This window comes from Bradyrhizobium sp. UBA2491 (assembly GCF_002341725.1).
Taxonomy (GTDB): Bacteria; Pseudomonadota; Alphaproteobacteria; order Rhizobiales; family Xanthobacteraceae; genus Bradyrhizobium.
Genome location: NZ_DDOP01000003.1, coordinates 1,687 through 22,099, shown reverse-complemented (window position 1 = coordinate 22,099; position 20,413 = coordinate 1,687). Strand labels below are relative to the sequence as shown.

General features: G+C 65.5%; 15 protein-coding genes and 1 pseudogene. 9 read left to right on the top strand and 7 right to left on the bottom strand.

Annotation, left to right across the window (positions count from 1 at the left end):
• Window positions 1–7 precede the first annotated feature (7 nt).
• The 3 genes from B2W55_RS00740 to B2W55_RS00730 form a co-directional block, all read right to left on the bottom strand.
• Window positions 8–1,435 (bottom strand): serine hydrolase domain-containing protein, encoded by a 1,428-nt coding sequence (locus tag B2W55_RS00740; protein ID WP_024584566.1) that lies wholly within the window; start codon window positions 1,433–1,435, stop codon window positions 8–10.
• A 322-nt stretch (window positions 1,436–1,757) separates the two neighbouring features.
• Complete coding sequence (locus tag B2W55_RS00735) at window positions 1,758–2,819, bottom strand: helix-turn-helix domain-containing protein (protein ID WP_024584567.1); 1,062 nt, start codon at window positions 2,817–2,819, stop codon at window positions 1,758–1,760.
• A 53-nt stretch (window positions 2,820–2,872) separates the two neighbouring features.
• The gene (locus B2W55_RS00730) at window positions 2,873–3,448 is read right to left on the bottom strand and encodes a GNAT family N-acetyltransferase (protein WP_029880112.1); all 576 of its coding nucleotides are present in this window, start codon (window positions 3,446–3,448) and stop codon (window positions 2,873–2,875) included.
• A 254-nt stretch (window positions 3,449–3,702) separates the two neighbouring features.
• On the opposite strand from B2W55_RS00730, the gene B2W55_RS00725 reads away from it, so the two are divergent.
• The 6 genes and pseudogenes from B2W55_RS00725 to B2W55_RS00700 all read left to right on the top strand — a co-directional run bounded on the left by B2W55_RS00725 (window position 3,703) and on the right by B2W55_RS00700 (window position 11,523).
• The gene (locus tag B2W55_RS00725; RefSeq protein WP_024584569.1) at window positions 3,703–4,620 is read left to right on the top strand and encodes a pirin family protein; all 918 of its coding nucleotides are present in this window, start codon (window positions 3,703–3,705) and stop codon (window positions 4,618–4,620) included.
• Between the two features lie 81 nt (window positions 4,621–4,701).
• Entirely contained in the window at window positions 4,702–5,616 is a 915-nt protein-coding gene (locus B2W55_RS00720; protein ID WP_024584570.1) for a phosphoribosylaminoimidazolesuccinocarboxamide synthase, read from the top strand.
• A 259-nt stretch (window positions 5,617–5,875) separates the two neighbouring features.
• The gene (locus tag B2W55_RS00715) at window positions 5,876–6,916 is read left to right on the top strand and encodes a zinc-dependent alcohol dehydrogenase (protein WP_024584571.1); all 1,041 of its coding nucleotides are present in this window, start codon (window positions 5,876–5,878) and stop codon (window positions 6,914–6,916) included.
• A 50-nt stretch (window positions 6,917–6,966) separates the two neighbouring features.
• Window positions 6,967–7,769 (top strand): annotated as a pseudogene (locus B2W55_RS00710) (crotonase/enoyl-CoA hydratase family protein).
• A gap of 72 nt (window positions 7,770–7,841) precedes the next feature.
• Window positions 7,842–8,888: a homoserine O-acetyltransferase family protein gene (locus B2W55_RS00705; protein ID WP_024584572.1), complete on the top strand. Its 1,047-nt coding sequence runs from the start codon at window positions 7,842–7,844 to the stop codon at window positions 8,886–8,888.
• A gap of 481 nt (window positions 8,889–9,369) precedes the next feature.
• Window positions 9,370–11,523, top strand: a complete 2,154-nt coding sequence (locus tag B2W55_RS00700; RefSeq protein ID WP_080890899.1) for a SulP family inorganic anion transporter — start codon at window positions 9,370–9,372, stop codon at window positions 11,521–11,523.
• 52 nt (window positions 11,524–11,575) lie between these two features.
• Here B2W55_RS00700 and B2W55_RS00695 read toward each other — a convergent pair whose 3' ends face one another.
• Together B2W55_RS00695 and B2W55_RS00690 are read right to left on the bottom strand one after the other, a co-directional pair.
• A complete protein-coding gene (locus tag B2W55_RS00695; protein ID WP_024584574.1) occupies window positions 11,576–12,946 on the bottom strand; it encodes an NAD(P)/FAD-dependent oxidoreductase in 1,371 nt (456 codons plus the stop codon).
• A 60-nt stretch (window positions 12,947–13,006) separates the two neighbouring features.
• Complete coding sequence (locus tag B2W55_RS00690; protein WP_024584575.1) at window positions 13,007–13,699, bottom strand: GntR family transcriptional regulator; 693 nt, start codon at window positions 13,697–13,699, stop codon at window positions 13,007–13,009.
• Between the two features lie 140 nt (window positions 13,700–13,839).
• On the opposite strand from B2W55_RS00690, the gene B2W55_RS00685 reads away from it, so the two are divergent.
• Window positions 13,840–14,736 (top strand): transporter substrate-binding domain-containing protein, encoded by an 897-nt coding sequence (locus tag B2W55_RS00685; RefSeq protein ID WP_024584576.1) that lies wholly within the window; start codon window positions 13,840–13,842, stop codon window positions 14,734–14,736.
• A 66-nt stretch (window positions 14,737–14,802) separates the two neighbouring features.
• Here B2W55_RS00685 and B2W55_RS00680 read toward each other — a convergent pair whose 3' ends face one another.
• Complete coding sequence (locus tag B2W55_RS00680; RefSeq protein ID WP_024584577.1) at window positions 14,803–16,299, bottom strand: NAD-dependent succinate-semialdehyde dehydrogenase; 1,497 nt, start codon at window positions 16,297–16,299, stop codon at window positions 14,803–14,805.
• A 228-nt stretch (window positions 16,300–16,527) separates the two neighbouring features.
• Window positions 16,528–16,851 carry a hypothetical protein gene (locus B2W55_RS00675; RefSeq protein ID WP_024584578.1) on the bottom strand — a complete coding sequence of 108 codons (324 nt, stop codon included), beginning with the start codon at window positions 16,849–16,851 and terminating at the stop codon, window positions 16,528–16,530.
• Window positions 16,852–17,197: 346 nt separating this feature from the next.
• Here B2W55_RS00675 and B2W55_RS00670 point away from each other — a divergent pair, with 346 nt between their 5' ends.
• Window positions 17,198–18,391 carry a serine hydrolase domain-containing protein gene (locus B2W55_RS00670; protein ID WP_024584579.1) on the top strand — a complete coding sequence of 398 codons (1,194 nt, stop codon included), beginning with the start codon at window positions 17,198–17,200 and terminating at the stop codon, window positions 18,389–18,391.
• A gap of 278 nt (window positions 18,392–18,669) precedes the next feature.
• Window positions 18,670–20,364, top strand: coding sequence for an AMP-binding protein (locus B2W55_RS00665; protein ID WP_035637067.1), 1,695 nt, complete (start codon window positions 18,670–18,672; stop codon window positions 20,362–20,364).
• Window positions 20,365–20,413: the final 49 nt, after the last annotated feature.

Below are 20,413 nucleotides of genomic sequence, written 5' to 3'. Positions count from 1 at the left end.
GTGTGCATCAGTCGCGTCCGGCAAGGGTCGCCTTGCCGGAGCTCACTGTGACGACGTCACGGACCAGGTCGGACACCCCATCCGCCTCGGGCGGCATGTTCGGCGAGCGGCCGAGCCGCACGATGACGAGCCGCTGCGACGGCACGACGATGACGTATTGCCCGATCGTGCCCTTGGCGAGGAATGCATCGCGCGGCCAGCCGTGGTCGACGCGAAAGCGGGCGCCGTAGCTGTTGCCGAGATTGGTCCAGAAGCCGGCGCCATAGCCGACCCAGGCGTGCGGCGTCGGCGATGCCGCATATTTCACCCAGCCTTCAGGCAGGATGCGCCTGCCGCCAACCACGCCGTCATCGAGATAGAGCTGGCCGAACCTCGCCCAGTCGCGCGCGCTCGCCAGCATCTCGCCCGATCCTTTCGGCGTGCCCGCCGCATCGAACTCCAGCACCACGTTGCGCATGCCGAGCGGATCGAACAATTCGCGATGCGCGAACCGCATCACGTCGGCGGCATGGCCGCCCGCCGCGTCGCGGATCAGATGCGAGAGGATGACGTAATTGCCATCGTGATAATTCCAGGCCTGGCCCGGTGCCGTTTCGAGCGGAATGCTCTCGGCATAGCTGGCCATGTCCGACTCGACGTACTTCATCCGGTTGACGGGCTCGAGCGCGGACATCAGCGAGGCTTGCAGCGAGCTGCCGAGCGCAAGGCCCGCGGTGTGACGCAACAGCTGATCGACCGTGATGGCGTGTCTCGGATCATGCGGGTCCTGCCAGGCCGCGATCGGAACCGGCTGATCGACCGTCAACTTGCCGTCGCGCACCAGGATTCCGATCAGAGCGGAGATCACCGATTTGGTCGCGGAGAAGCCGAGCAGCGGGGTGTCGACGCCGATGCCGTCGGCGTAACGCTCGGCGATGATGCGGCCGTCCTTCATGACCACGACCGCGCGGGTGTGACGGAACGGCGGTTGCGTCGGTTCGGCGAAGGCGCGATCGAGCGCGGCGGCGAGTTGCGGGCTCTGCGGCGCGACGATGCCGGGACCGGCGATTTCGGGCAGCAGCGCGGCCTGCGGCTGCACCTGCGGCAGCGCGACGTCGGCCAGCGCCGCACCATGCTCGAGCGTGCAGCCGAGCCCCTCGCGATACACCGCATGGCTGCGGCCGAGGCCGAACAGGGTGACCGAGACGTCCTTGCGCTGGCGGTCGACCTGGTAATCCATCGCCCAGGTGATCAGGCCCACCCCCGGCATCGCCTCGGTGGTCTCGGTGAAGTCGCGCCTTGGATCGAGGCCGCTGACGAAGGTTTCGGAGCAGAGGATGTTGGCGACAAATCCGGTTGCCACCCTGGGCACGTCGCGGGCGCGGGCGGCGGACCAGCCCAGCGCGCCGAGGGCAGTGCTGGCAGCGAGGATGAGAATGAGCTTTCGACGAGTCACGTGGGTCCTCCGGCATGTGAAAGTGCGTGGCGGGAGGAAGCAGCAACCGACCCGGAAGGGCTCGCCGGATTTGGAAATCGGACTAGCCGGGGACTGGAGGCGGCTCGCCGATTCTGAAATTGTGTCGTGATTTCAATGACAGCCTGGAACGACGAAGTCGACGCGCCGGTCGGGCTTCCCGTTGCGGGACGCTCTCACGGCAGGCCCCTTGCCAGAATATCGAAAACAACCCCATGCAAAGGGGGCCGACGGCGGCAGCGTTCGGCGAGGCTGAGGGAGGGAACCCTGCCGTCGGTGCGCCCCTCACGACGAAATGGAGCAATCACGCCGCGCTCGCCTTCAGCTTGCGGTACTCGGTTGGGGTCACGCCGGTCGTGGCCTTGAAGGCGCGATTGAACGGGCCGAGCGACTGGAAGCCGGCGTCCATCGCGATGGTGATGACCGGGACTTCGGCCTGGGTGGGATCGGCGAGCGCGGCCTTGGCTTCCTCGATGCGGTGGTTGTTGAGGAAGACGTTGAAATTGCGATAGCCGAGCCGCTGGTTGATCAGCCGCCGCAACCGGTATTCGGGAATCTTGAGCCGGGTCGCCAGCGTGCCGATGGTGACGTTGTCCTGGCGGTAGATCCGCTCGTCCGCCATCAGCCGCATCAGGGCATTGACCAGCTTCTGGTCGGCTATCTCCTCCATCGCGGCCGGCGGCGCGTTGGCAATGACGGGCTCGACCGGCGTGGCGAACAGCTCGGCGCCATCGACGCGCATCATGGCCCAGGTGATACCTGCGACGATGGCGGCGAGCACGCCCGCGTTGAGCAGGTTGGCCCACTCCACGGTGACGCGGCTGCCGGCATAGGCGATCTGTAGCAGCGCGTTCATTCCGCCATACAGCGCCGACGCCACCACGATAAAGACACGAACGCGGCGGCGGCGCTCGACCAGATCCGCCGACCATGATCCGACGGTCTGCGCCACGGCAAGCGCGATGAAGACGAGCCCCAGCAGATTGACCGTGGTGATCGCTGCCTGCGCGTGGCCGCGGGGCGCGATCCACATGCAATTGACGAAGCTGAACACGACCACCGCGGCCCAGATCAGACCGTGCCACCAACGCAGCACGAAGCCATCATCGAACAGCGCGCGGGTGAACAGCCAGAACACCACCATGTCGCCGGTCGCAAGCGCGATCAGCGGCGCGTGCCAGACCGAGATCGGCTCCCCGGCGCCGATCGACGCGGTCACCGCATGCGCGGCCGCGCCGAGCGCGAAGGCGATCACGAGCCGCCCCGCCAGCACGTTGCGGAAATCCGCGAACATCGAGGCTGCAAGCACCAGCAGCAGCGTCACCGCGGCGGCGCGCAGGCAGAGTTCGGTTGCGGCCAATGTCATCGGTCGAAAGGATCTCCGGATCAGCCGAACAATCGGCGCTCAGGCTGCATTTTTCAAGCCGGATCGCGGCGCCAGCGCTGGCGTGTCGTGACCCAGATATCGACGACATCGCCCTCGAGCCGACCCGGCCCCTCATTGTCGGCGCCGAGCCGCCGCGCCACCGCCTGGGACGCGACATTGGCCGGATCGATGCAATGGATGATGCGGTCGAGCGTGAAATTGTCGAACACAAAGTCGATCGCGGCGCGCGCCGCCTCGACCGCATAGCCCTGGCCGCGGTGCTCCCGGGCGATACCCCAGCCGACCTCGAAGCCCGGCCAGCCCGGCGGATAATACGGCCCGACGCGGCCGATGTAACGGGCGGACGATTTCTCCTCGACCGCGAACATGCCGAAGCCATGCAGCGCCCAATGGCCCGAGATCACGGCAGCGTTGCGCCAGCCCTTCAGCTCCGACGTGATGGGCTGATGATCCGGCGTGATGAAGCGCGCCGTCTCGGGATCGGACAGCATCCGCGTGTTGTCAGCGATATCGGATGCGCGCCATGGCCGCAGGATGAGCCGCGCGGTCTCGATCACGGGACCATCGACACGCAGCAGGTTTGCATCGGGCTTGATCAGAGAAACCATCACCATCTCCGGTTTCCGGAATTATGCCGTTGTCATCAAACGCGCGCCAGAGCCGAACACTCCACTGTCGTCCCTGCGAAAACAGGGACCCATAACCACAGGGCTTTGTTGTCAGACGAAGCCGTGGCCACAGCCTGCTCCATTACCGTACCCTGTGGTTACGGGTCCCGGCTCGCGCTTCGCTTGGCCGGGACGGCGGATGGGGTATGATCGCGGCAAAAGAGTATGATCCGGCAAGATGTAAGGAGTCCCACATGAGCTGGCAGCCCTCGACCGATCCCGAACTCGGTGATCCCCAAACCTGCGACGCGCTGGACCTGATCATCGTGCCGCGCACCCGCGATCTCGGCGACGGCTTTGCGGTGCGACGCGCGCTGCCGCATGGCAAGCGGCAGATGGTCGGGCCGTTCATCTTCTTCGACCATTTCGGCCCGGTGCAATATCTCGCCGGCAAGGGCATGGACGTGCGGCCGCATCCGCATATCGGGCTCGCCACCGTCACCTATCTGTTCGACGGCAGCATCATGCACCGCGACAGCGAGGGCAACATCCAGGAGATCCAGCCCGGCGCGATGAATTTGATGACCGCGGGCCGCGGCATCGCGCATTCCGAGCGCACCCCCGACGTGCAGCGCCGCGACGGCCAGAAGATGCTGGGCCTGCAAAGCTGGATCGCGCTGCCGGCCGGCAAGGAAGAGATCGCGCCGTCGTTCCAGCATTATGGCGCGGGCGACCTGCCGATGATTTCCGAGCGCGACTTCACCGCGCGGGTGATCGCGGGCTCGGCGTTCGGCATCACCTCACCGGTCAGCATGGTCTCGCCCTGGTTCTACACCGAAGTCACCGCGCAGGCCGGCACCAGCGTGCCGCTCGACCCCGATCATGAGGAGCGCGCGATCTACATCGTCGACGGCGAGGTCGAGATCGCGGGCGATCGCCATGAGGGACCGCGGCTCCTGATCTTCCGGCCCGGCGACCGCATCACCGTGAAGACGCTGCGGCCGACCCGCATGATGTTCCTCGGCGGCGACGCGCTGGAAGGGCCGCGCCACATCTGGTGGAATTTCGTCTCCTCGTCGAAGGAGCGGATCGAGCAGGCCAAACAGGACTGGAAAACCGGCCGTTTCGCCCAGGTTCCGCAGGAACACGAGTTCATTCCACTGCCGGAGTGAGCTATTTGCTGTGATATCCCTTGATATCCTTGGCAGCCCACACGCCGCGTGCGGGCGCCTTGCTTTCGAAAGATCACGCCCATGACCGCGATGCTGACAAGCGATTTGCCCCTGCCCCGGATCGGCCGCGGCAAGGTGCGCGATATCTACGCCGTCGGCGATGATCGCGTGCTGCTGCTCACCACCGACCGCATCTCGGCATTCGACGTGGTGATGGCGGAAACCATTCCGATGAAGGGCGCGGTGCTGACCCAGATCAGCGCCTGGTGGTTCCGGCAACTCGAAAGCACCGTGCCGCATCACATGATCAGCGCCGATGCCGACGAGATCATCCGCGCGGTACCAGAACTGAAGAACCATCGTGACGACATCCTCGGCCGCGCGATGCTGTGCCAGCGCACCACCGTGTTCCCGATCGAATGCGTGATCCGAGGCTACATCTCCGGCTCGGCATGGAAGGAGTACGCCGCCGAGGGCACGCTCGCCAGCGAGAAGCTGCCGGCGGGGCTGGTCGAGAGCCAAAAGCTCGAACCCGCGATCTTCAGCCCGGCGACCAAGGCCGAGGCCGGCCATGACGAGAACATCACGGTTGCGCGGGTGCGCGAGATCGTCGGTACCGATGTCGCCGCGACGCTGGAGAAGATGGCGCGCGATGTCTACGCTTACGGCGAACAGACCAGCCGCGCGCGCGGCATCATCATCGCCGATACCAAGTTCGAGTTCGGGCGCGACAAGGACGGTCGCATCATCCTGATCGACGAGGTGATGACGCCGGACTCCTCGCGGTTCTGGGCGGTCGATGCCTACAAGCCGGGCCAGCCGCAGCCGAGCTTCGACAAGCAGCCGCTGCGCGACTATCTCGACATCGAGCGCCGCGCCGGCCGCTGGAACGGCGACGCCCCGGCGCCGCCGCTGCCGGCGAGTGTGGTGGACGCCACCAGCAAGCGGTATCTCGAAGCGTATCGCCGCGTGACCGGAAGCGAGCTGAAGATCTAGCGGCACCGTTATTGCGCACGCTCTATCCCCGTCACCCTGAGGCGCGCGTAGCGCGTCTCGAAGGGTCGACGGCCCCCGCTCGTGGCCGTGCATCCTTCAAGACGCCGCTTCGCGGCTCCTCGGGATGACGGGGAGAGGGCGCGCTGTGCGCCTGCATCAACCAGCCACGGAGGTGAATTCCATTCACCCCTGTTGAAGACAAACCTTTTGTCGCCGCACCCACCACCCTGCACTCTCCGCCCGTAACGGAGACTGCACGATGCGGCAATTGACTTATGTCGGCGGCAACAAGGTCGAATGGTGGGACGTTCCCGCACCGACCTTGCAGGACGATGGCGATGCGCTGGTGCAGCCGCTTGCGGTGACGCGTTGCGATCTCGACCTTGCCATCGTGCACGGCCGATCGGGCCTGCAAGGGCCATTCGCGCTCGGGCACGAGACGGCCGGCCGCATCACCGCCGTCGGCGATCGGGTGAAGAATTTCGCGCCCGGCGATCTCGTGATCGTGCCATTCCAGATCAGCTGCGGCACCTGCGACCGGTGCCGGCGCGGCCACACCAATGCCTGCACGGCGGTACCGTTTCGCTCGTCCTACGGGCTGAAGCCGGTTTGCGGCGTCGAATATGGCGGCGGACTGTCCGACCTGATCCGTGTGCCGTTCGCCGATCACATGCTGGTGCGACAGCCGGAGGGCCATGCGCTGTCGCAGACCGCGGGGCTGGCCGACGGCGCGACCGACGGCTTTTCCGCGGTGGCGCGCTTGCTGCGGCAATGGCCCGGCGCGGATGTCCTGGTGATCGGCGGGTTCGCGCAATCGCTTGCGATGTTCGCGGTGCAGGCTGCATTGGCGTGCGGTGCGGGCCGCGTCGTCTATCTCGACGACCATTCGCCGCGGCTGGCCAAGGCAAAGGCACTGGGCGCCGATATCGTCGAGGCGCCGGCGGGTCTGGTGATGGAGCCACCCGGCCTGTTCCCGATCGTGATCGACGCCGCGGCAACCGACGCCAGCATCCTCCTGTCCTTCCGTGCAACCGAACCGAACGGCCTCTGCCAGCGCATGTATGGCGACTTCGCCGCGACCACACCGGTGCCACTGCGGCACATGTACGGCGTCGGGATCACGCTGAGGGTCAGCCGCGTCAATGTGCGCGCCGAACTGCCCGACTGCGTTGCGCATGTTACGGCGGGACACTACCACCCGGAGCATGTGATCACCCGCCGCGTCCGGTTCGAGGATGCGCATGAGGCGATCGGCGATCCGACCATCCGCGTCGCCTTCGTTCACGATGGCATCGCCTGACCAACGGCGCTAGGCTGCTCTCCAACCAGAAAAGCAAAGGGAGCCAGCCAATGACCGAACCCGACAGCGTGCTCGTCGAGCGCGATGGTCCGATCACCATCATCTCGATCAACCGTCCGCACAACCGCAACGCGGTCGATGGCGCGACCGCGCGCAAATTGTATGACGCGTTCACGGCCTTCGATGCCGACGCCAACGCATCGGTCGCGGTGTTCACCGGCACCGGCGGCACGTTCTGCGCCGGCGCCGATCTCAAGGCGGTGGCGGCGGGTGATCCCGAGAGGAAGCGCGAGATCGGCGGCCATGACACCATCGCGCCGATGGGACCGAGCCGGATGCGGCTGTCGAAGCCGGTGATCGCCGCGATCGAAGGCTTCGCCGTCGCCGGCGGCATGGAGCTCGCGCTGTGGGCCGATATGCGCGTCGTCGCCGAGGACGCGACCTTCGGCGTGTTCTGCCGCCGCTTCGGCGTGCCACTGATCGATCTCGGCACCATCCGTCTGCCGCGACTGATCGGCCATTCGCAGGCGATCGATCTGATCCTCACCGGACGCCCGGTGAGCGGCGCTGAAGCCCACCGCATCGGGCTTGCCAACCGCCTGGTGCCGAAGGGCGAACGCGCGCGCACGCCATCGCGCTCGCCAGGGAGATCGCCCAGTTCCCGCAGACCTGCTTGCGCGCCGACCGCCTGTCGGCGCTGCGGCAGTGGGACCTCGAGGAAGAAGAAGCGATCAGGAACGAGATGCGCGGCGGGCTCGACGTGATCGCGTCAGGCGAGACGCTGTCCGGCGCGACGCGATTCGCCTCCGGCATCGGGCGTCACGGCGCCTTCGGCAACCAGGGCGGCGGCTAGTCCCGCAACCTCAGCCTTTGCGTTCGCGCCGCGGACGTGCTGACCTGTCGTACCCATTCCGGAAGCAAGAAGATGCCCGCACAAGCGATCGCAACCGAGCTGAAGACCTTCACCACGTCAAATTTCCGCTTACAGAACGGCGGCGTGCTTCCGGAGGTCACGATCGCGTACCGCACCGTCGGCACGCTGTCGGCCAACCGTGACAACGCCGTGCTGATCACCCATGGCAACACCAGCGGCCCGCAGATGATCGACCCCGGCGGATCGACCGGCGAAGGCAGCTGGTGCGAGATCGTCGGCCCCGGCAAGGCCGTCGACACCAACCGCTACTTCGCGATCTGCCCGAACATGCTGGGCTCGTCCTACGGCTCGACCAGCGCGGCGAGCATCGACCCGCGGACGGGCCGGCACTACGGGCCGCGCTTTCCCGATATCACCGTCGGCGACATCGTCGCCACCCAGCGTGCGTTGCTCGATGATCTCGGCATCGAAAAGCTGGTTGCGATCGTCGGCCCGTCCTATGGCGGCTTCCAGGCGCTGCAATGGGCGGTGGACTATCCCGACGCCATGCGCGGCATCGCCGCCGTGGTCACCGCGCCGCTGGTGCCGCGCGAGCGTTCCGAAGGCAATGTCGCACGCTTGATGGCGACGTTGTCGCAGGATCCGAACTGGAACGGCGGCGACTATTACGATCACGGTGGCGTGCTCGAAAGCATGATCCAGATCCGCTCCGCGACACTGAAGACCTACGGCATCGAAACGCGGTTGCGCGACACGCTGAGCGATCCCGCCGAAATCGAGGCCGCGATCCGCGCCGAGGCGACGGAGTGGGCCAAGGGGTTCGACGCCAATTCGCTGCTGACCCTTGCCAAGGCACTGCGCGGCTTCGACGTGACGGCGCAGTTCGGGCGGATCAAGGCCAAGCTGCTCTATGTGTTGTCGCGGACCGACAGACTATTCCCGCCGGAGCTCGCGCAGCAGATGATGCCGGCGCTCAAGGGAGCCGGCGTCGATGCCGATTATTTCCTGCTCGACAGCGACTACGGCCACTCGGCATCAGGCCGCGACGCCCACAAATGGGCACCGCGGTTGCGCACGTTCATGGACAGCCTCGGCTAGACAATTGGGCCAGACGGAACCGGCACGCTGACCTCCGTGCGGGTAGGGCAATCGCATAGGGCAACGAGCGGCTTTGCTGTCTCCACATTCGTCATGGTCGGGCTTGTCCCGGCCATCCACGTCTTTCTCACGCGGAAACTAAGACGTCGATGCCCGGCACAAGGCCGGGCATGACGGACTTTGTGGGGAAATCGAGCGCATATGCGATAGCCCTGCCCGTACGCGGGAGAGGCCAAAATGCGCGGGCTGAGAAGCGTTGTCACAAAAATCCTGTTGTCGTCCTGCGCCGGGCTCGTCTACGACTAGAGCCTTTCCCATCCTGATGGAATCGGGACGGGGCTCCAGGTTTCTTGTCTTGACGCGTTTTCTTCACGCGAACCGGTATCCACTTCGCTCGAAAACGCTCTAGCGGCGATAGTTTAGGATATTTTTCAACGTGATCGGTCGGTCGCTCCATTTCGGCTCGCGCGCGCGGCGGGCCATGCATGACATTCTCGGCGGCAGCGCCGCCAGCGTGCTCGGCATCACCTTCGGCCTGTCCTATGCGCTGCTGATCTTCGCCGGGCCATTGGCGCCCTATCTGTCATATGGCGTTGCGGCGACGTTCGTCTCCTCGGCGGTGCTCGCGACCTTCATTGCCTTCGGCAGCTCACTGCCCTTCGCGGTCGCCGGCCCGGACACATCAACGTCTGCGGTGACGGGAATCCTGATGGCCACGCTGGTCGAACGCATCGGCACCGCCGACCCGACCGCGCCGCTGCTGTCGCCGGTGCTGATCACGCTGGGGCTCTCGACCATCGTCACGGGCATCGTGCTGTGCTGTCTCGGGCTGACGCGGCTGGGCCGCGCCATTCGCTACGTGCCCTACCCCGTGGTCGGCGGATTCCTCGGGGCGACCGGCCTGCTGATCGTGCTGGGCGCGATCAGGGTGATCACCGGTTACCCGGTGCAGCTCAGCACCCTGCACCGCTTCACGAACATGATCACGATCTCCGAACTGAGCGCCGCCTGCGCGATGGCGCTGGTGCTGTATCTGACCTGGCATCGCTCGCGCACCCCGTTCGGCCTGCCGATCATCCTGGTCGGCGGCGTGATCGTGGCGCATCTCACCTTCTGGATCATTGGCATTACGCCCGAGGAAGCTCACCTGACCGGCTGGACCCTCGAGCCGCCGCCGGCATCGACTTTCATGCTGCCGTGGCACACCGCCGAGCTTGCGCATTATCCGTGGTCGGCGGTGCCGGACCTGCTCGGCAATCTGATCGCCGTGGTGTTCGTCACAGCGGCGAGCACGCTGTTCAACACCACCGGCATCGAGGTCGCGGTGCATCGCGAGGCCAATCTCGAACGCGAGCTCAACATCACCGGCTTCGCCAATATCGTGACCGGCGCGCTGGCCGGCTATGCCGGCTGCATCTCGGTCAGCCGTTCGATCCTGAATTTCTCCAGCGGCGGGCGGGGCCCGCTGTCCGGGCTGACGGTTGCCGCGATCTCGCTGCTGATGCTGGCCCTGGCGCCGCAGCTGCTCGGCTACATGCCGAAATTCGTGCTCGGCGGGCTCCTGATCTATCTCGGCGCCGACCAGTTGCACAAATGGATGATCGAATCGCGCAAGCGGCTGTCGCAGACCGAGTATCTTTCGCTGCTGGCGATCGTCGCCATCATCGTGACCTGGGGCTTCGTGCCCGGCATCCTGATCGGAATCATCATCGGCTGCGCGACCTTTGCGCTCAGCGCGGCGCGGGTCGAGGCGATCAAGTTCGGCTTCGACGGCGCCGAATACCGCAGCTCGCTCGATCGATCGCGCGACGATCAGGACGTGCTGCTGGCGCATGGCGGCAAGATCCAGGGGCTGACCTTGCAGAGCTATCTGTTCTTCGGCTCCGCCAACCGGCTCTATCAGCACGTCAAGACCCTGCTGGCCGCGCGGCCGGAGTGCCGCTATCTGCTGTTCGAATTCAAGCTCGTCACCGGCATCGATTCCTCGGCTGCCTACAGTTTCGCGCAGATCAAGCGCAGCGCGCATGACGTCGGCGTCGAGCTGGTGCTGGTGCATCTGGCGGCGAAGGCCGAGCAGGTGTTGCGCTCCGGCGACTTCATCACCGAGGGCGTGACCGTGATCGACGAGCTCGATCGCGCGCTGGAATGGTGCGAGAACCAGATCATCGCCCAGCACCAGGAGCTCGCACAGGAGGAGGCCGATCTGCGCGGCTGGTTCACCGGGATGCTGGGCAGCGAGGACGACGCCGATACGTTGATCCGGCGTTGTCAGCGCATCGAGGTCGACACCGGCGAGATCATCGTGCACGCCGGCGACGCCGCCGATTCCATGCACTTCATCCTCGACGGTCGCGTCGGCATCATGGTGCCGGCCGAGGACGGCCGCACCACGCGGGTGCGCAGCCTCGGCCGCTATACCACGATCGGCGAGATGGGCCTGGTCTCGCAGGTCCCGCGCAGCGCGACCATCCAGGCCGAGATGGCGAGCGTGCTCTACGTGCTCAACACGCACCAGTTCGCCGCGATCCGCGACGAGGACCCCGAGCTCAGCCACAAGCTCCTGACCTATTTCGTATCCGTGATCGCGGAGCGGCTGAGCTTCGCCAACCGCACCATCGCGGTGCTGCGGCGCTAGTACGCAAGCCGGATTTCGCGTTACGTCTCCAAGCTGCGAAGATGCCGTTGAGCTACAGCAGCCCCCGGCTTGCGCTCGCCGCGAGTTCGTCCATCAGCGCCTTGTCCTCATAGCGCGCGAGCGACAGGCTGCGGGCGAATGCCGGCGCCGGCGCACCGACGACGGCACGGGCGCAGAGATCGCCGGTGGCGCAGGCGCCCATCGTGCCGTAACCCGACAAGGCAGCGGCGAGGAACACGCCCGGCGTCTTGGCAGCCCCGATCAGCGGCCAGTTTTCCTTCGTCATCGGATAGTAGCCGCCATAGTGCACGCGGTCGCGCGGCAGCGCGCCGAGATAATGCTTGAGCCGCGGTTGCAGCCGGCTCGCCGCGCGCAGCACCACCTCGGGAAAGTATGGGTTCAGCTCCGGCTCGCGGATCGGCTCGGTCGTCGTCTCTTCATTGAAGGCCCAGCCGAGCTTGATCCACTCGCCGTGATCGCCGCCATCCGGCCGGCAATGGATGCTGCCCGGCATCGGCGCCAGCAGGCGTGCGAATTCCGGCGCCGCCGCGAGCGCCTCGCGCTCGTCATCGGACCACGCCAGCGTCTGGCCGTCGAGATCGATCGCAAACGGCATCCTGCGGTCGACCGCGCGGTTGCGATCGGCGAACGCGATCTTCTGTTGCAGCACGTTGACGATCGGCAGCGTTTCGCCATGCATCGCCGCGACATGCGCCGCGAACGGACCGGCGGCATTGACGATGATATCGGTCTTGATGGTCTGTCGCGCACCATCGGTCACCACATCGACGGCGAAGCGATCGGTCTTCGCGATGCCGACCACCCTCCCCTGCTGGAACCGTGCACCCAGCGGCCGCATGGTTTCCAGCATGTACTGGCCGAGCTGCTGGCCGCTGATGTCGCCGGCACGACGGATATGCAGCGCAGTCGCGACCTCCCGGTCGAAGGTCGGGTAATGCGCCTGGATCAGGTCGCGGCCGAGCAGGACGTCGACGCCGTCGGGCGCGCTCTGCCAGTCGGCCGAATGCGGCGGCAGGTAGCCGCGGCCTGAGCCTTCATGCAGGCGGATCAGCTGCGCGGCCTGCGCGCCGTAGCCGGCGTGGAGTTGCTGCAACAGCTCGTCCGGCGTTTCTTCACGCGTGACCAGAAGATAGCCACGCCGCGTCATGTGGAGGCGGTTGTCGCTGCGGCGCGCGATCTCCTCCATCAGGTCGGTGGAATGGTTGGTGAAATCGGCCATCGTCGGATGCGGCCACCAATTGCGATAATTCTCGCCCGATTGCGCCGAGGTCAGCGCCATCGGCTGACCTTCATCGACGATCAACAGACGCGCGCGCTTGTGCTCGACCGCGAGGTAATAGGCCGTGGCGATGCCGACGATGCCGGCACCGATCACCAGGATTTCGACGTCATTGGTCTTCACATGCAGTCTCCGGTCGGCCCGCAGCGGAGCCGGCAATGGTTCGTGATGTCTCGATATCGATCAGACCGAGGCGGCATCCCGCAACGCCTGGCGTTGTGCCGAGCGCAACGTCTTCTGCGTCTCCTCGATATGCTCGCGCAGCAGGCGGACGGCTTTCTTGGCCTCGCCGTCGCGGCAGAGTTCGAGCAGCCGGTAGTGGTCGCGCTGCGGACGCTCCTTGCCGGTGGCCTGCGACACCAGCGCCCGCGTGAAGCGGCCGACATGGCCGTAATTCGCCTCGATCATGCCGAGCAGCCGCGGGCGATTGCACGGCGCGTAGAGCGCGGCGTGGAATTTCCAGTTGAAGGCGCCCCATTGCGCCGGATCTGGCTCCGCGTCATAGGCCCGGAGGATTTTCGTCGCCTCATCGAGATCGATCTCGGTCATGTCGGGTATCGCCAGGCGCAACGCATGGCATTCGAGCGCGATGCGGATCTCGAGCAGCTCGATCACCTCGTCGATCGAGAGGTCGGAGACGACCGCGCCGCGGTTGGGCAGGAAGGTGACGAAGCCCTCCGCCTCGAGCTGGCGCAATGCCTCGCGCACCGGGATCCGGCTGGTGCCGAATCGCGTGGCCAGTTCGTCCTGGCGCAGCTGCGATCCGGGCGCGAGCTCGCCCGAGCTGATCGCGGCCCGCAGCGCTTCGCGCACGGCGTCCGGCGCGGAACCGTGAGGTCCGGTCCCTCGGTGGCTGGCGGCCGCTGCATGCTCCATCCGGATTCTCTCGTGCTGATGCGCACGAGCGGAATATCCGACCGGGCCAAGATTGTATAAAATTACTTTCTTGATTATGCAATGCTGTGTATAAAATCTTGACGTATCGTATCCAATCCTGCCGACAGCCGCGAATCATGATGCATCGAGCCACCAAGCGATTGATTTTCCTAGTCTTTCTTGCGGCGGGGTCTGCCACGGCACACGCCCAATCGCCCGGCGGCACACTCGCCAAGATCCGCGACAGCGGCGAGATCCGGCTCGGGCATCGCGACGTCTCGATCCCGTTCTCCTATCTCGACGACAACCAGAAGCCGGTCGGCTTCGCCATGGACCTCTGTGCGCGGATCGTCGACGCGGTGAAGCGCGAACTCAAGCTGCCCGGGTTGCAGACCAGGCTGCAGCCGATCCAGCTTGCGACCCAGATTCCGCTGATCGAGAACGGCACCATCGACATCGTTTGCGGTCCCGCCACCAACACGCTGGAGCGGCAGAAGGTGGTCGCCTTCAGCAACACGATCTTCGTGTCGAGCATCCGCGCCGTGGTCGCCAAGGACGCGCCGATCAGGCGCTTCGAGGATCTCGGCGGCCGGCCGGTCGCGCTGACCTCGGGCTCGACCTCGATCGGCCTGCTCGGCGCGCGCGCCCAGGAGAAGCACTTCCAGACCAGGAATATCCTGACCCCAGATCATGCCGCCTCGTTTCTCGCGCTGACCACCGGGCGCAGCGAGGCCTTCGTGATGGATGATATCCTGCTGGCGAGCCTGATCGCGGGCAGCCCGAACCCGTCCGACTGGCGCATCATCGACGACAGCCTGCGCACCGAGCCCTACGGGCTGATCATCCGCAAGGGCGATCCGGAATTCAAGGCGCTGGTCGACAACGCGCTCGCCGCCATGATGGCAAGCGGCGAATTCCTGGAGCTCTACGCCAAATGGTTCACGCGGCCGATCCCGCCGAAGAACGTGAACCTGAATTTCCCGATGACCGCGCCGCTGAAGGATGCGGTGGCCAATCCGAACGACAAGGGCGTGTGAGACAGCAAAAGCCCGGCCCTGATTCTATCAGGGCCGGGCTTGAGCGGAGATGACATGAGCCGCGGCTCAGACGCCGGCCATCATCACGTATTTGATCTCGACATATTCATCCATGCCGTGGCGCGAGCCTTCGCGGCCGAGGCCACTTTCCTTGACGCCGCCGAACGGCGCGACCTCGGTCGTGATCAGGCCGGAATTGACGCCGACCATGCCCGACTCCAGCGCTTCCGCGACGCGCCAGACCCGGCCGATGTCGCGCGAGTAGAAGTAGGAGGCGAGACCGAACGGCGAGGCGTTGCACATCGCGATCACGTCGGCCTCGTCCTTGAAGCGGATCACCGGCGCGAGCGGACCGAAGGTCTCTTCGTGCGCCACCAGCGCGTCGGGGCGAACGTCGGACAGCACCGTGGGCTCGAAGAAGCTGCGACCGAGCGCCGAGCGCTTGCCGCCGGTCACGATCTTGGCGCCGCCCTTCACGGCGTCGGCGATGTGGCGCTCGACCTTCTCGATCGCCTCCATGTTGATCAGCGGCCCCTGGGTCACGCCGGATTCCGTGCCGTCGCCGATCTTCATCTCGGCGACCTTCTTCGACAGCTTCTGCACGAACTGGTCGTAGATCTTGTCCTGGGCATAGAGACGGTTGGCGCAGACGCAGGTCTGGCCCATGTTGCGATACTTCGAGACGATGGCGCCTTCGACCGCGGCATCGATATCGGCATCGTCGAACACCACGAACGGCGCGTTGCCGCCGAGCTCGAGGCCGAGCTTCTTCACACCGACCGAGGCTTGCCGGTACAGGATCTTGCCGACCTCGGTCGAACCGGTGAAGCCGACGAAGCGCACCGCCGGATGCTCGCACAGCACCTTGCCGATCGGCGGCGCGTCGCCGGTGATGATGTTGAACACGCCCTTCGGCACGCCAGCCTTCTCGGCCAGCGCGGCCAGCGCGAGCGCCGACAGCGGCGTCTCGTTGGCGGGCTTCAGCACCACCGTGCAGCCGGCTGCCAGGGCCGGCGACACCTTGCGGGTGATCATCGAGTTCGGGAAATTCCACGGCGTGATGGCGCCGCAGACGCCGACCGGCTGCCGGATCGCGAGCAGGCGCGCATCGGCGCGCTGGGTCGGAATGGTTTCGCCATAGACCCGGCGCGCTTCCTCCGCGAAGAACTCGACATAGGCGGCACCGATATCGACTTCGCCGAGCGCTTCCGCGAGCGGCTTGCCCTGCTCGGAGGTCAGGATCAGCGCGAGATCCTCGCGGTTGGCGATGATCAGGTCGAACCATTTGCGCAGGATGTTGGAACGCTGCTTGGCGGTCAGCTTGGCCCAGGCCGGAAATGCGCGCTCGGCGGCCTCGACGGCCTTGGTCGCGTCGTCACCACTCAACTGCGGGATCTTGATCAGCTCGGCGCCATTGGCCGGATTGTTGACCGCGAATTCGGGCGTACCGACCCAGGCGCCGTCGATGTAGCAGCGGTCGCGCAGCAGCGACGGATCCTTCAGACGGTCGTGGAGGGCGGATGCTGCGGCTTGCGTGGCGCGTGCGGCGACGGGTGGGGTCATGGCGTTACTCCTCGAAGGTCTTGAATGTCCCGGGGGGTCTTGGCCGCCTATATAAGCGGAAAGCCACTGCGATGCACTGGCGGCCAGCGCGACCCTGCTTGGACACAAACGCGACGCCGTTGCGGAAGATGATCGCTCCGGGATGGTCCGGAATTGCCAGATCTCAGTTGTGCAACGGCGTATCTGAGGGTTCGGCGCCGCGCATCGTCCCGGAAGACGGTCCTCGTGTCAGATCGCGCCGCCCGACATGTAGGTTTCACGGCGCCCGATCATGCGTTCCGCGGCAGCCTTGGCATCCGCCTTGGTCGAGGTCGCGCAGGTCCGGTATTCGAGGTCGGCCTGTGCCCTGGCGTCTCGGCGGCCGAACCAGGATTTGGTGCCGGTCTGCAACAGCGCGAGCGCCTGTGCGACATTGTCGACCGCCTCGAACGAGTGCAGCGCGCCGGTACCCGCGTAGCGGACCTCGTAGAGGCCCGGGCAGATCGGCGCCTCGATGTTCTCGCCGCGGCCGGGCCGCGGATAGCGCTTCCATTCACTCCATGTCGAAATCATCGCTGCGTCCCGCAACCCGAAAAATGACGATCGTTTTCGTCAAATCATCCCAATTCGCCGCACCGTTTGTGCAGCGATCTGAATGCGTTAATGCAAAAAATCAGGCTCGAAAATCAATTCCTCGATCACGTTACCGTGGCCGCGCCCGGGGATCACCGGGACTTGCGCCACATCCACCACAAAATCTGTGCGCGTGGTGAATGCCGGTTGAGCGAGACCGCTCCTGCCGGCCCGGCTTTCACGACATCGCGACATCATCGCATCGCATGGCCGCCTTGCGGGACCCGAAAAGCGGGAGGATGATCCCGGCACTTTCAAAATAATAAACCCATCGGAGGAAGCCCCAATGCAGAGCAAGGCTCAGATCGATCAGGTATTGCGTCAGAAGAGCGACGCAAAGGAGATTCCCGGGGTCGTCGCGATTGCGGCCACCGGCAAGGACGTCATCTACGAGGGCGCGTTCGGCAAGCGCGACCTCTCCAAGAACGATCCCATGACCGCCGACAGCGTGTTCTGGATCGCCTCGATGACCAAGGCGGTGACGTCAGCGGGCGCGATGCAGCTCGTCGAGCAAGGCAAGCTCTCGCTCGATGAGCCGATCGGCAAGCTGTTGCCCGACCTCGCCGCGGCGCAGGTGCTCGACGGCTTCGACGCCAAGGGCGAACCGAAGCTGCGGCCGGCGAAGAAGCCGATCACGCTGCGCCAGCTCATGACCCACACCGCCGGCTTCGCCTACGACATGTGGGACGCCGACCTCGGCAAATACATGGAAAAGACCGGCACGCCCGGCATCATCACCTGCCTGAATGCCGCGCTGAAGACGCCGATCATGACCGATCCCGGCACGCGCTGGGAATACGGCATCAATATCGATTTCGTCGGCAAGGCGGTGGAAGCCGCTTCCGGCAAGAAGCTCGATGCCTATCTGCGCGAGCACATGTTCGCACCGCTCGGCATGAACGAGACCGGCTTCAAGATCTCGGACGACATGCGCAAGCGGCTGGTCGGCATGCATGCGCGCGGCGAGGACGGCGCATTGGCCGCAATCCCGTTCGAGCTCGAACAGAACCCTGAATTCCACATGGGTGGCGGCGGCCTCTATTCGACCGCGGCCGACTACCTCAAGTTCTGCCAGATGATCCTCAACAAGGGCAAAGGCAACGGCAACCAGGTGCTGAAGGCCGAGACCGTCGCGACGATGGGGCAGAACCACATCGGCGAGCTCAACGTCGAGAAGATGCCGACCGCGGCGCCGATGTACACCAACGACGTCGATCTCTATCCGGACCAGGTGAAGAAGTGGGGGCTGAGCTTCCTGATCAACACCGCCAAGACGCCGGAAGGCCGCAGCCCCGGCAGCCTCGCCTGGGCGGGCCTTGCCAACACCTATTACTGGATCGATCCGTCGCGCGACGTCTGCGGCGCGATCCTGACCCAGTTGTTGCCGTTCGCCGACAAGCACAGCCTGGAGGCTTTTGCGGGCTTCGAGAAGGGCATCTATGCCGGGCTCGATGCCGGCAGTGGGCAACGGGCAGCCTGAGGTTCGAAACATCGAACGTCAGAACGACCGCTCCACCAACTCGTCGTGCCCGGCCTCGTGCCGGGCATCCACGTCTTTGCCTCTCCGCGAGGAAGACGTGGATGGCCGGGACAAGCCCGGCCATGACGGGTGTTGGGGCGCGACGCTTTTCATACCCGCCATAGGTCGGGCCTGTCCTGCCCGCGTCAAACGACTAAGATCGCGCAAAAAAGCGCGGCGACACGAACACGATCACGAGGAGGACGAGCTTGGCACCCGAGATTCTGGCACCCAAGATCCTGGTACCCAAGGCAGAGAGCTATGTCTGCGGCATTTCCGATACGCCGCTGCTCGGTGAAACCATCGGCCGTAGCCTCGACCGCGCGCGGGCGCGCTGGGGCGACCGCGAGGCGCTGGTCTCGCCGAGCCACAACGTGCGCTGGACCTGGAACGAATTCGCCGAGCGCGTCGAGGCGACGGCCGCCGGCTTCCTCGCGCTCGGGCTGCAACGCGGCGAGCGGATCGGCATCTGGTCATTGAACCGGCCGGAATGGACGCTGACGCAATTCGCTGCCGCGAAGGCCGGGCTGATCCTCGTCACCATCAATCCGGCCTATCGCCTGAGCGAGCTCGAATTCGCACTCGGCAAGGTCGGCTGCGCCGCGATCGTGACCGCGACCGCGTTCAAGACCTCGGCCTATATGGAGATGCTGAACACGCTGCTGCCCGAACTTGCGAGCGCGAAGCCCGGCCAACTGCGCTCGGCGCGGCTGCCGCAATTGCGTGCCGTGATCCAGATCGGCGGGCCGGCGGCGCCGGGCACCATTCCGTTCGACACGATCGCGCAGATGGGCGGAGAACGCCATCGCGAGCAACTCGCGGCGCTCGGCGCGAGCCTGCAATTCGACGACCCCGTCAACATCCAGTTCACCAGCGGCACGACGGGCTCTCCGAAGGGCGTGACGCTGACCCACCACAACATCCTCAACAACGGCTACTTCACCGGCCGCGCCATGCGGCTGACCGAGCAGGATCGCATCTGCATTCCGGTGCCGCTCTATCACTGCTTCGGCATGGTGATGGGCAACCTCGCCTCGGTCACGCTCGGCACCACCATGGTCTATCCCGGCGAAGGCTTCGATCCGCTGGCAACGCTGACTACCGTCGCGCAGGAGAAATGCACGACGTTGTACGGCGTGCCGACCATGTTCATCGCCGAGCTCGATCATCCGGAGTTTTCGCGCTTCGATCTCTCCTCGCTGCGCACCGGCATCATGGCCGGCGCGCCCTGCCCAATCGAGGTGATGAAGCGCGTCAACACCGAGATGAACATGGATGAGGTCACGATCGCCTACGGCATGACCGAGACCAGCCCGGTGAGCTTCCAGAGCGCGACCGACGATCCCCTGGAGCGCCGCGTCTCCACGGTCGGCCGCATCCATCCGCATGTCGAGGTCAAGGTGGTCGATCTCGACGGCAAGGTGGTGCCGCGCGGCGAACGCGGCGAGCTCTGCACCCGCGGCTACAGCGTCATGCTCGGCTATTGGGACGAGACGGAAAAGACCGGCGAGGTGCTCGACGCCAATGGCTGGATGCACACCGGCGATCTCGCCGTGATCGACGACGAGGGCTATTGCAACATCGTCGGCCGCATCAAGGACCTGGTGATCCGCGGCGGCGAGAACCTGTATCCGCGTGAGATCGAGGAATTCCTCTACCGCCATCCGAAGATCCAGGACGTGCAGATCTTCGGTGTCGCCGACCAGCGCTATGGCGAGGAGCTGTGCGCCTGGGTTCGCGTGCGGTCAGGCGAAACGCTCACCGCCGACGAGGTGCGCGCCTTCTGCCAGGGCCAGATCGCCCACAACAAGATCCCGCGCTATGTCGAGTTCGTCGAGGAATTCCCGATGACGGTGACCGGCAAGATCCAGAAATTCGTGATGCGCGACGCGGTCGAGCAGCGGCTCGGATTGAAGGCCGCGAAGACGGCGTGAGGGCGTTCTTCTCCCTCTCCGGCTTGCCGGCCGTCATTCCGGGGCTCGC

Coding starts and splice junctions, on each gene's coding strand:
- B2W55_RS00735 (WP_024584567.1), bottom strand. CDS start 2,819: ATGACATTGGCCGCAACCGAACTCTGCCTGCGCGCCGCCGCGGTGACG.
- B2W55_RS00730 (WP_029880112.1), bottom strand. CDS start 3,448: ATGGTTTCTCTGATCAAGCCCGATGCAAACCTGCTGCGTGTCGATGGT.
- B2W55_RS00725 (WP_024584569.1), top strand. CDS start 3,703: ATGAGCTGGCAGCCCTCGACCGATCCCGAACTCGGTGATCCCCAAACC.
- B2W55_RS00720 (WP_024584570.1), top strand. CDS start 4,702: ATGACCGCGATGCTGACAAGCGATTTGCCCCTGCCCCGGATCGGCCGC.
- B2W55_RS00715 (WP_024584571.1), top strand. CDS start 5,876: ATGCGGCAATTGACTTATGTCGGCGGCAACAAGGTCGAATGGTGGGAC.
- B2W55_RS00705 (WP_024584572.1), top strand. CDS start 7,842: ATGCCCGCACAAGCGATCGCAACCGAGCTGAAGACCTTCACCACGTCA.
- B2W55_RS00700 (WP_080890899.1), top strand. CDS start 9,370: ATGCATGACATTCTCGGCGGCAGCGCCGCCAGCGTGCTCGGCATCACC.
- B2W55_RS00690 (WP_024584575.1), bottom strand. CDS start 13,699: ATGGAGCATGCAGCGGCCGCCAGCCACCGAGGGACCGGACCTCACGGT.
- B2W55_RS00685 (WP_024584576.1), top strand. CDS start 13,840: ATGCATCGAGCCACCAAGCGATTGATTTTCCTAGTCTTTCTTGCGGCG.
- B2W55_RS00680 (WP_024584577.1), bottom strand. CDS start 16,299: ATGACCCCACCCGTCGCCGCACGCGCCACGCAAGCCGCAGCATCCGCC.
- B2W55_RS00675 (WP_024584578.1), bottom strand. CDS start 16,851: ATGATTTCGACATGGAGTGAATGGAAGCGCTATCCGCGGCCCGGCCGC.
- B2W55_RS00670 (WP_024584579.1), top strand. CDS start 17,198: ATGCAGAGCAAGGCTCAGATCGATCAGGTATTGCGTCAGAAGAGCGAC.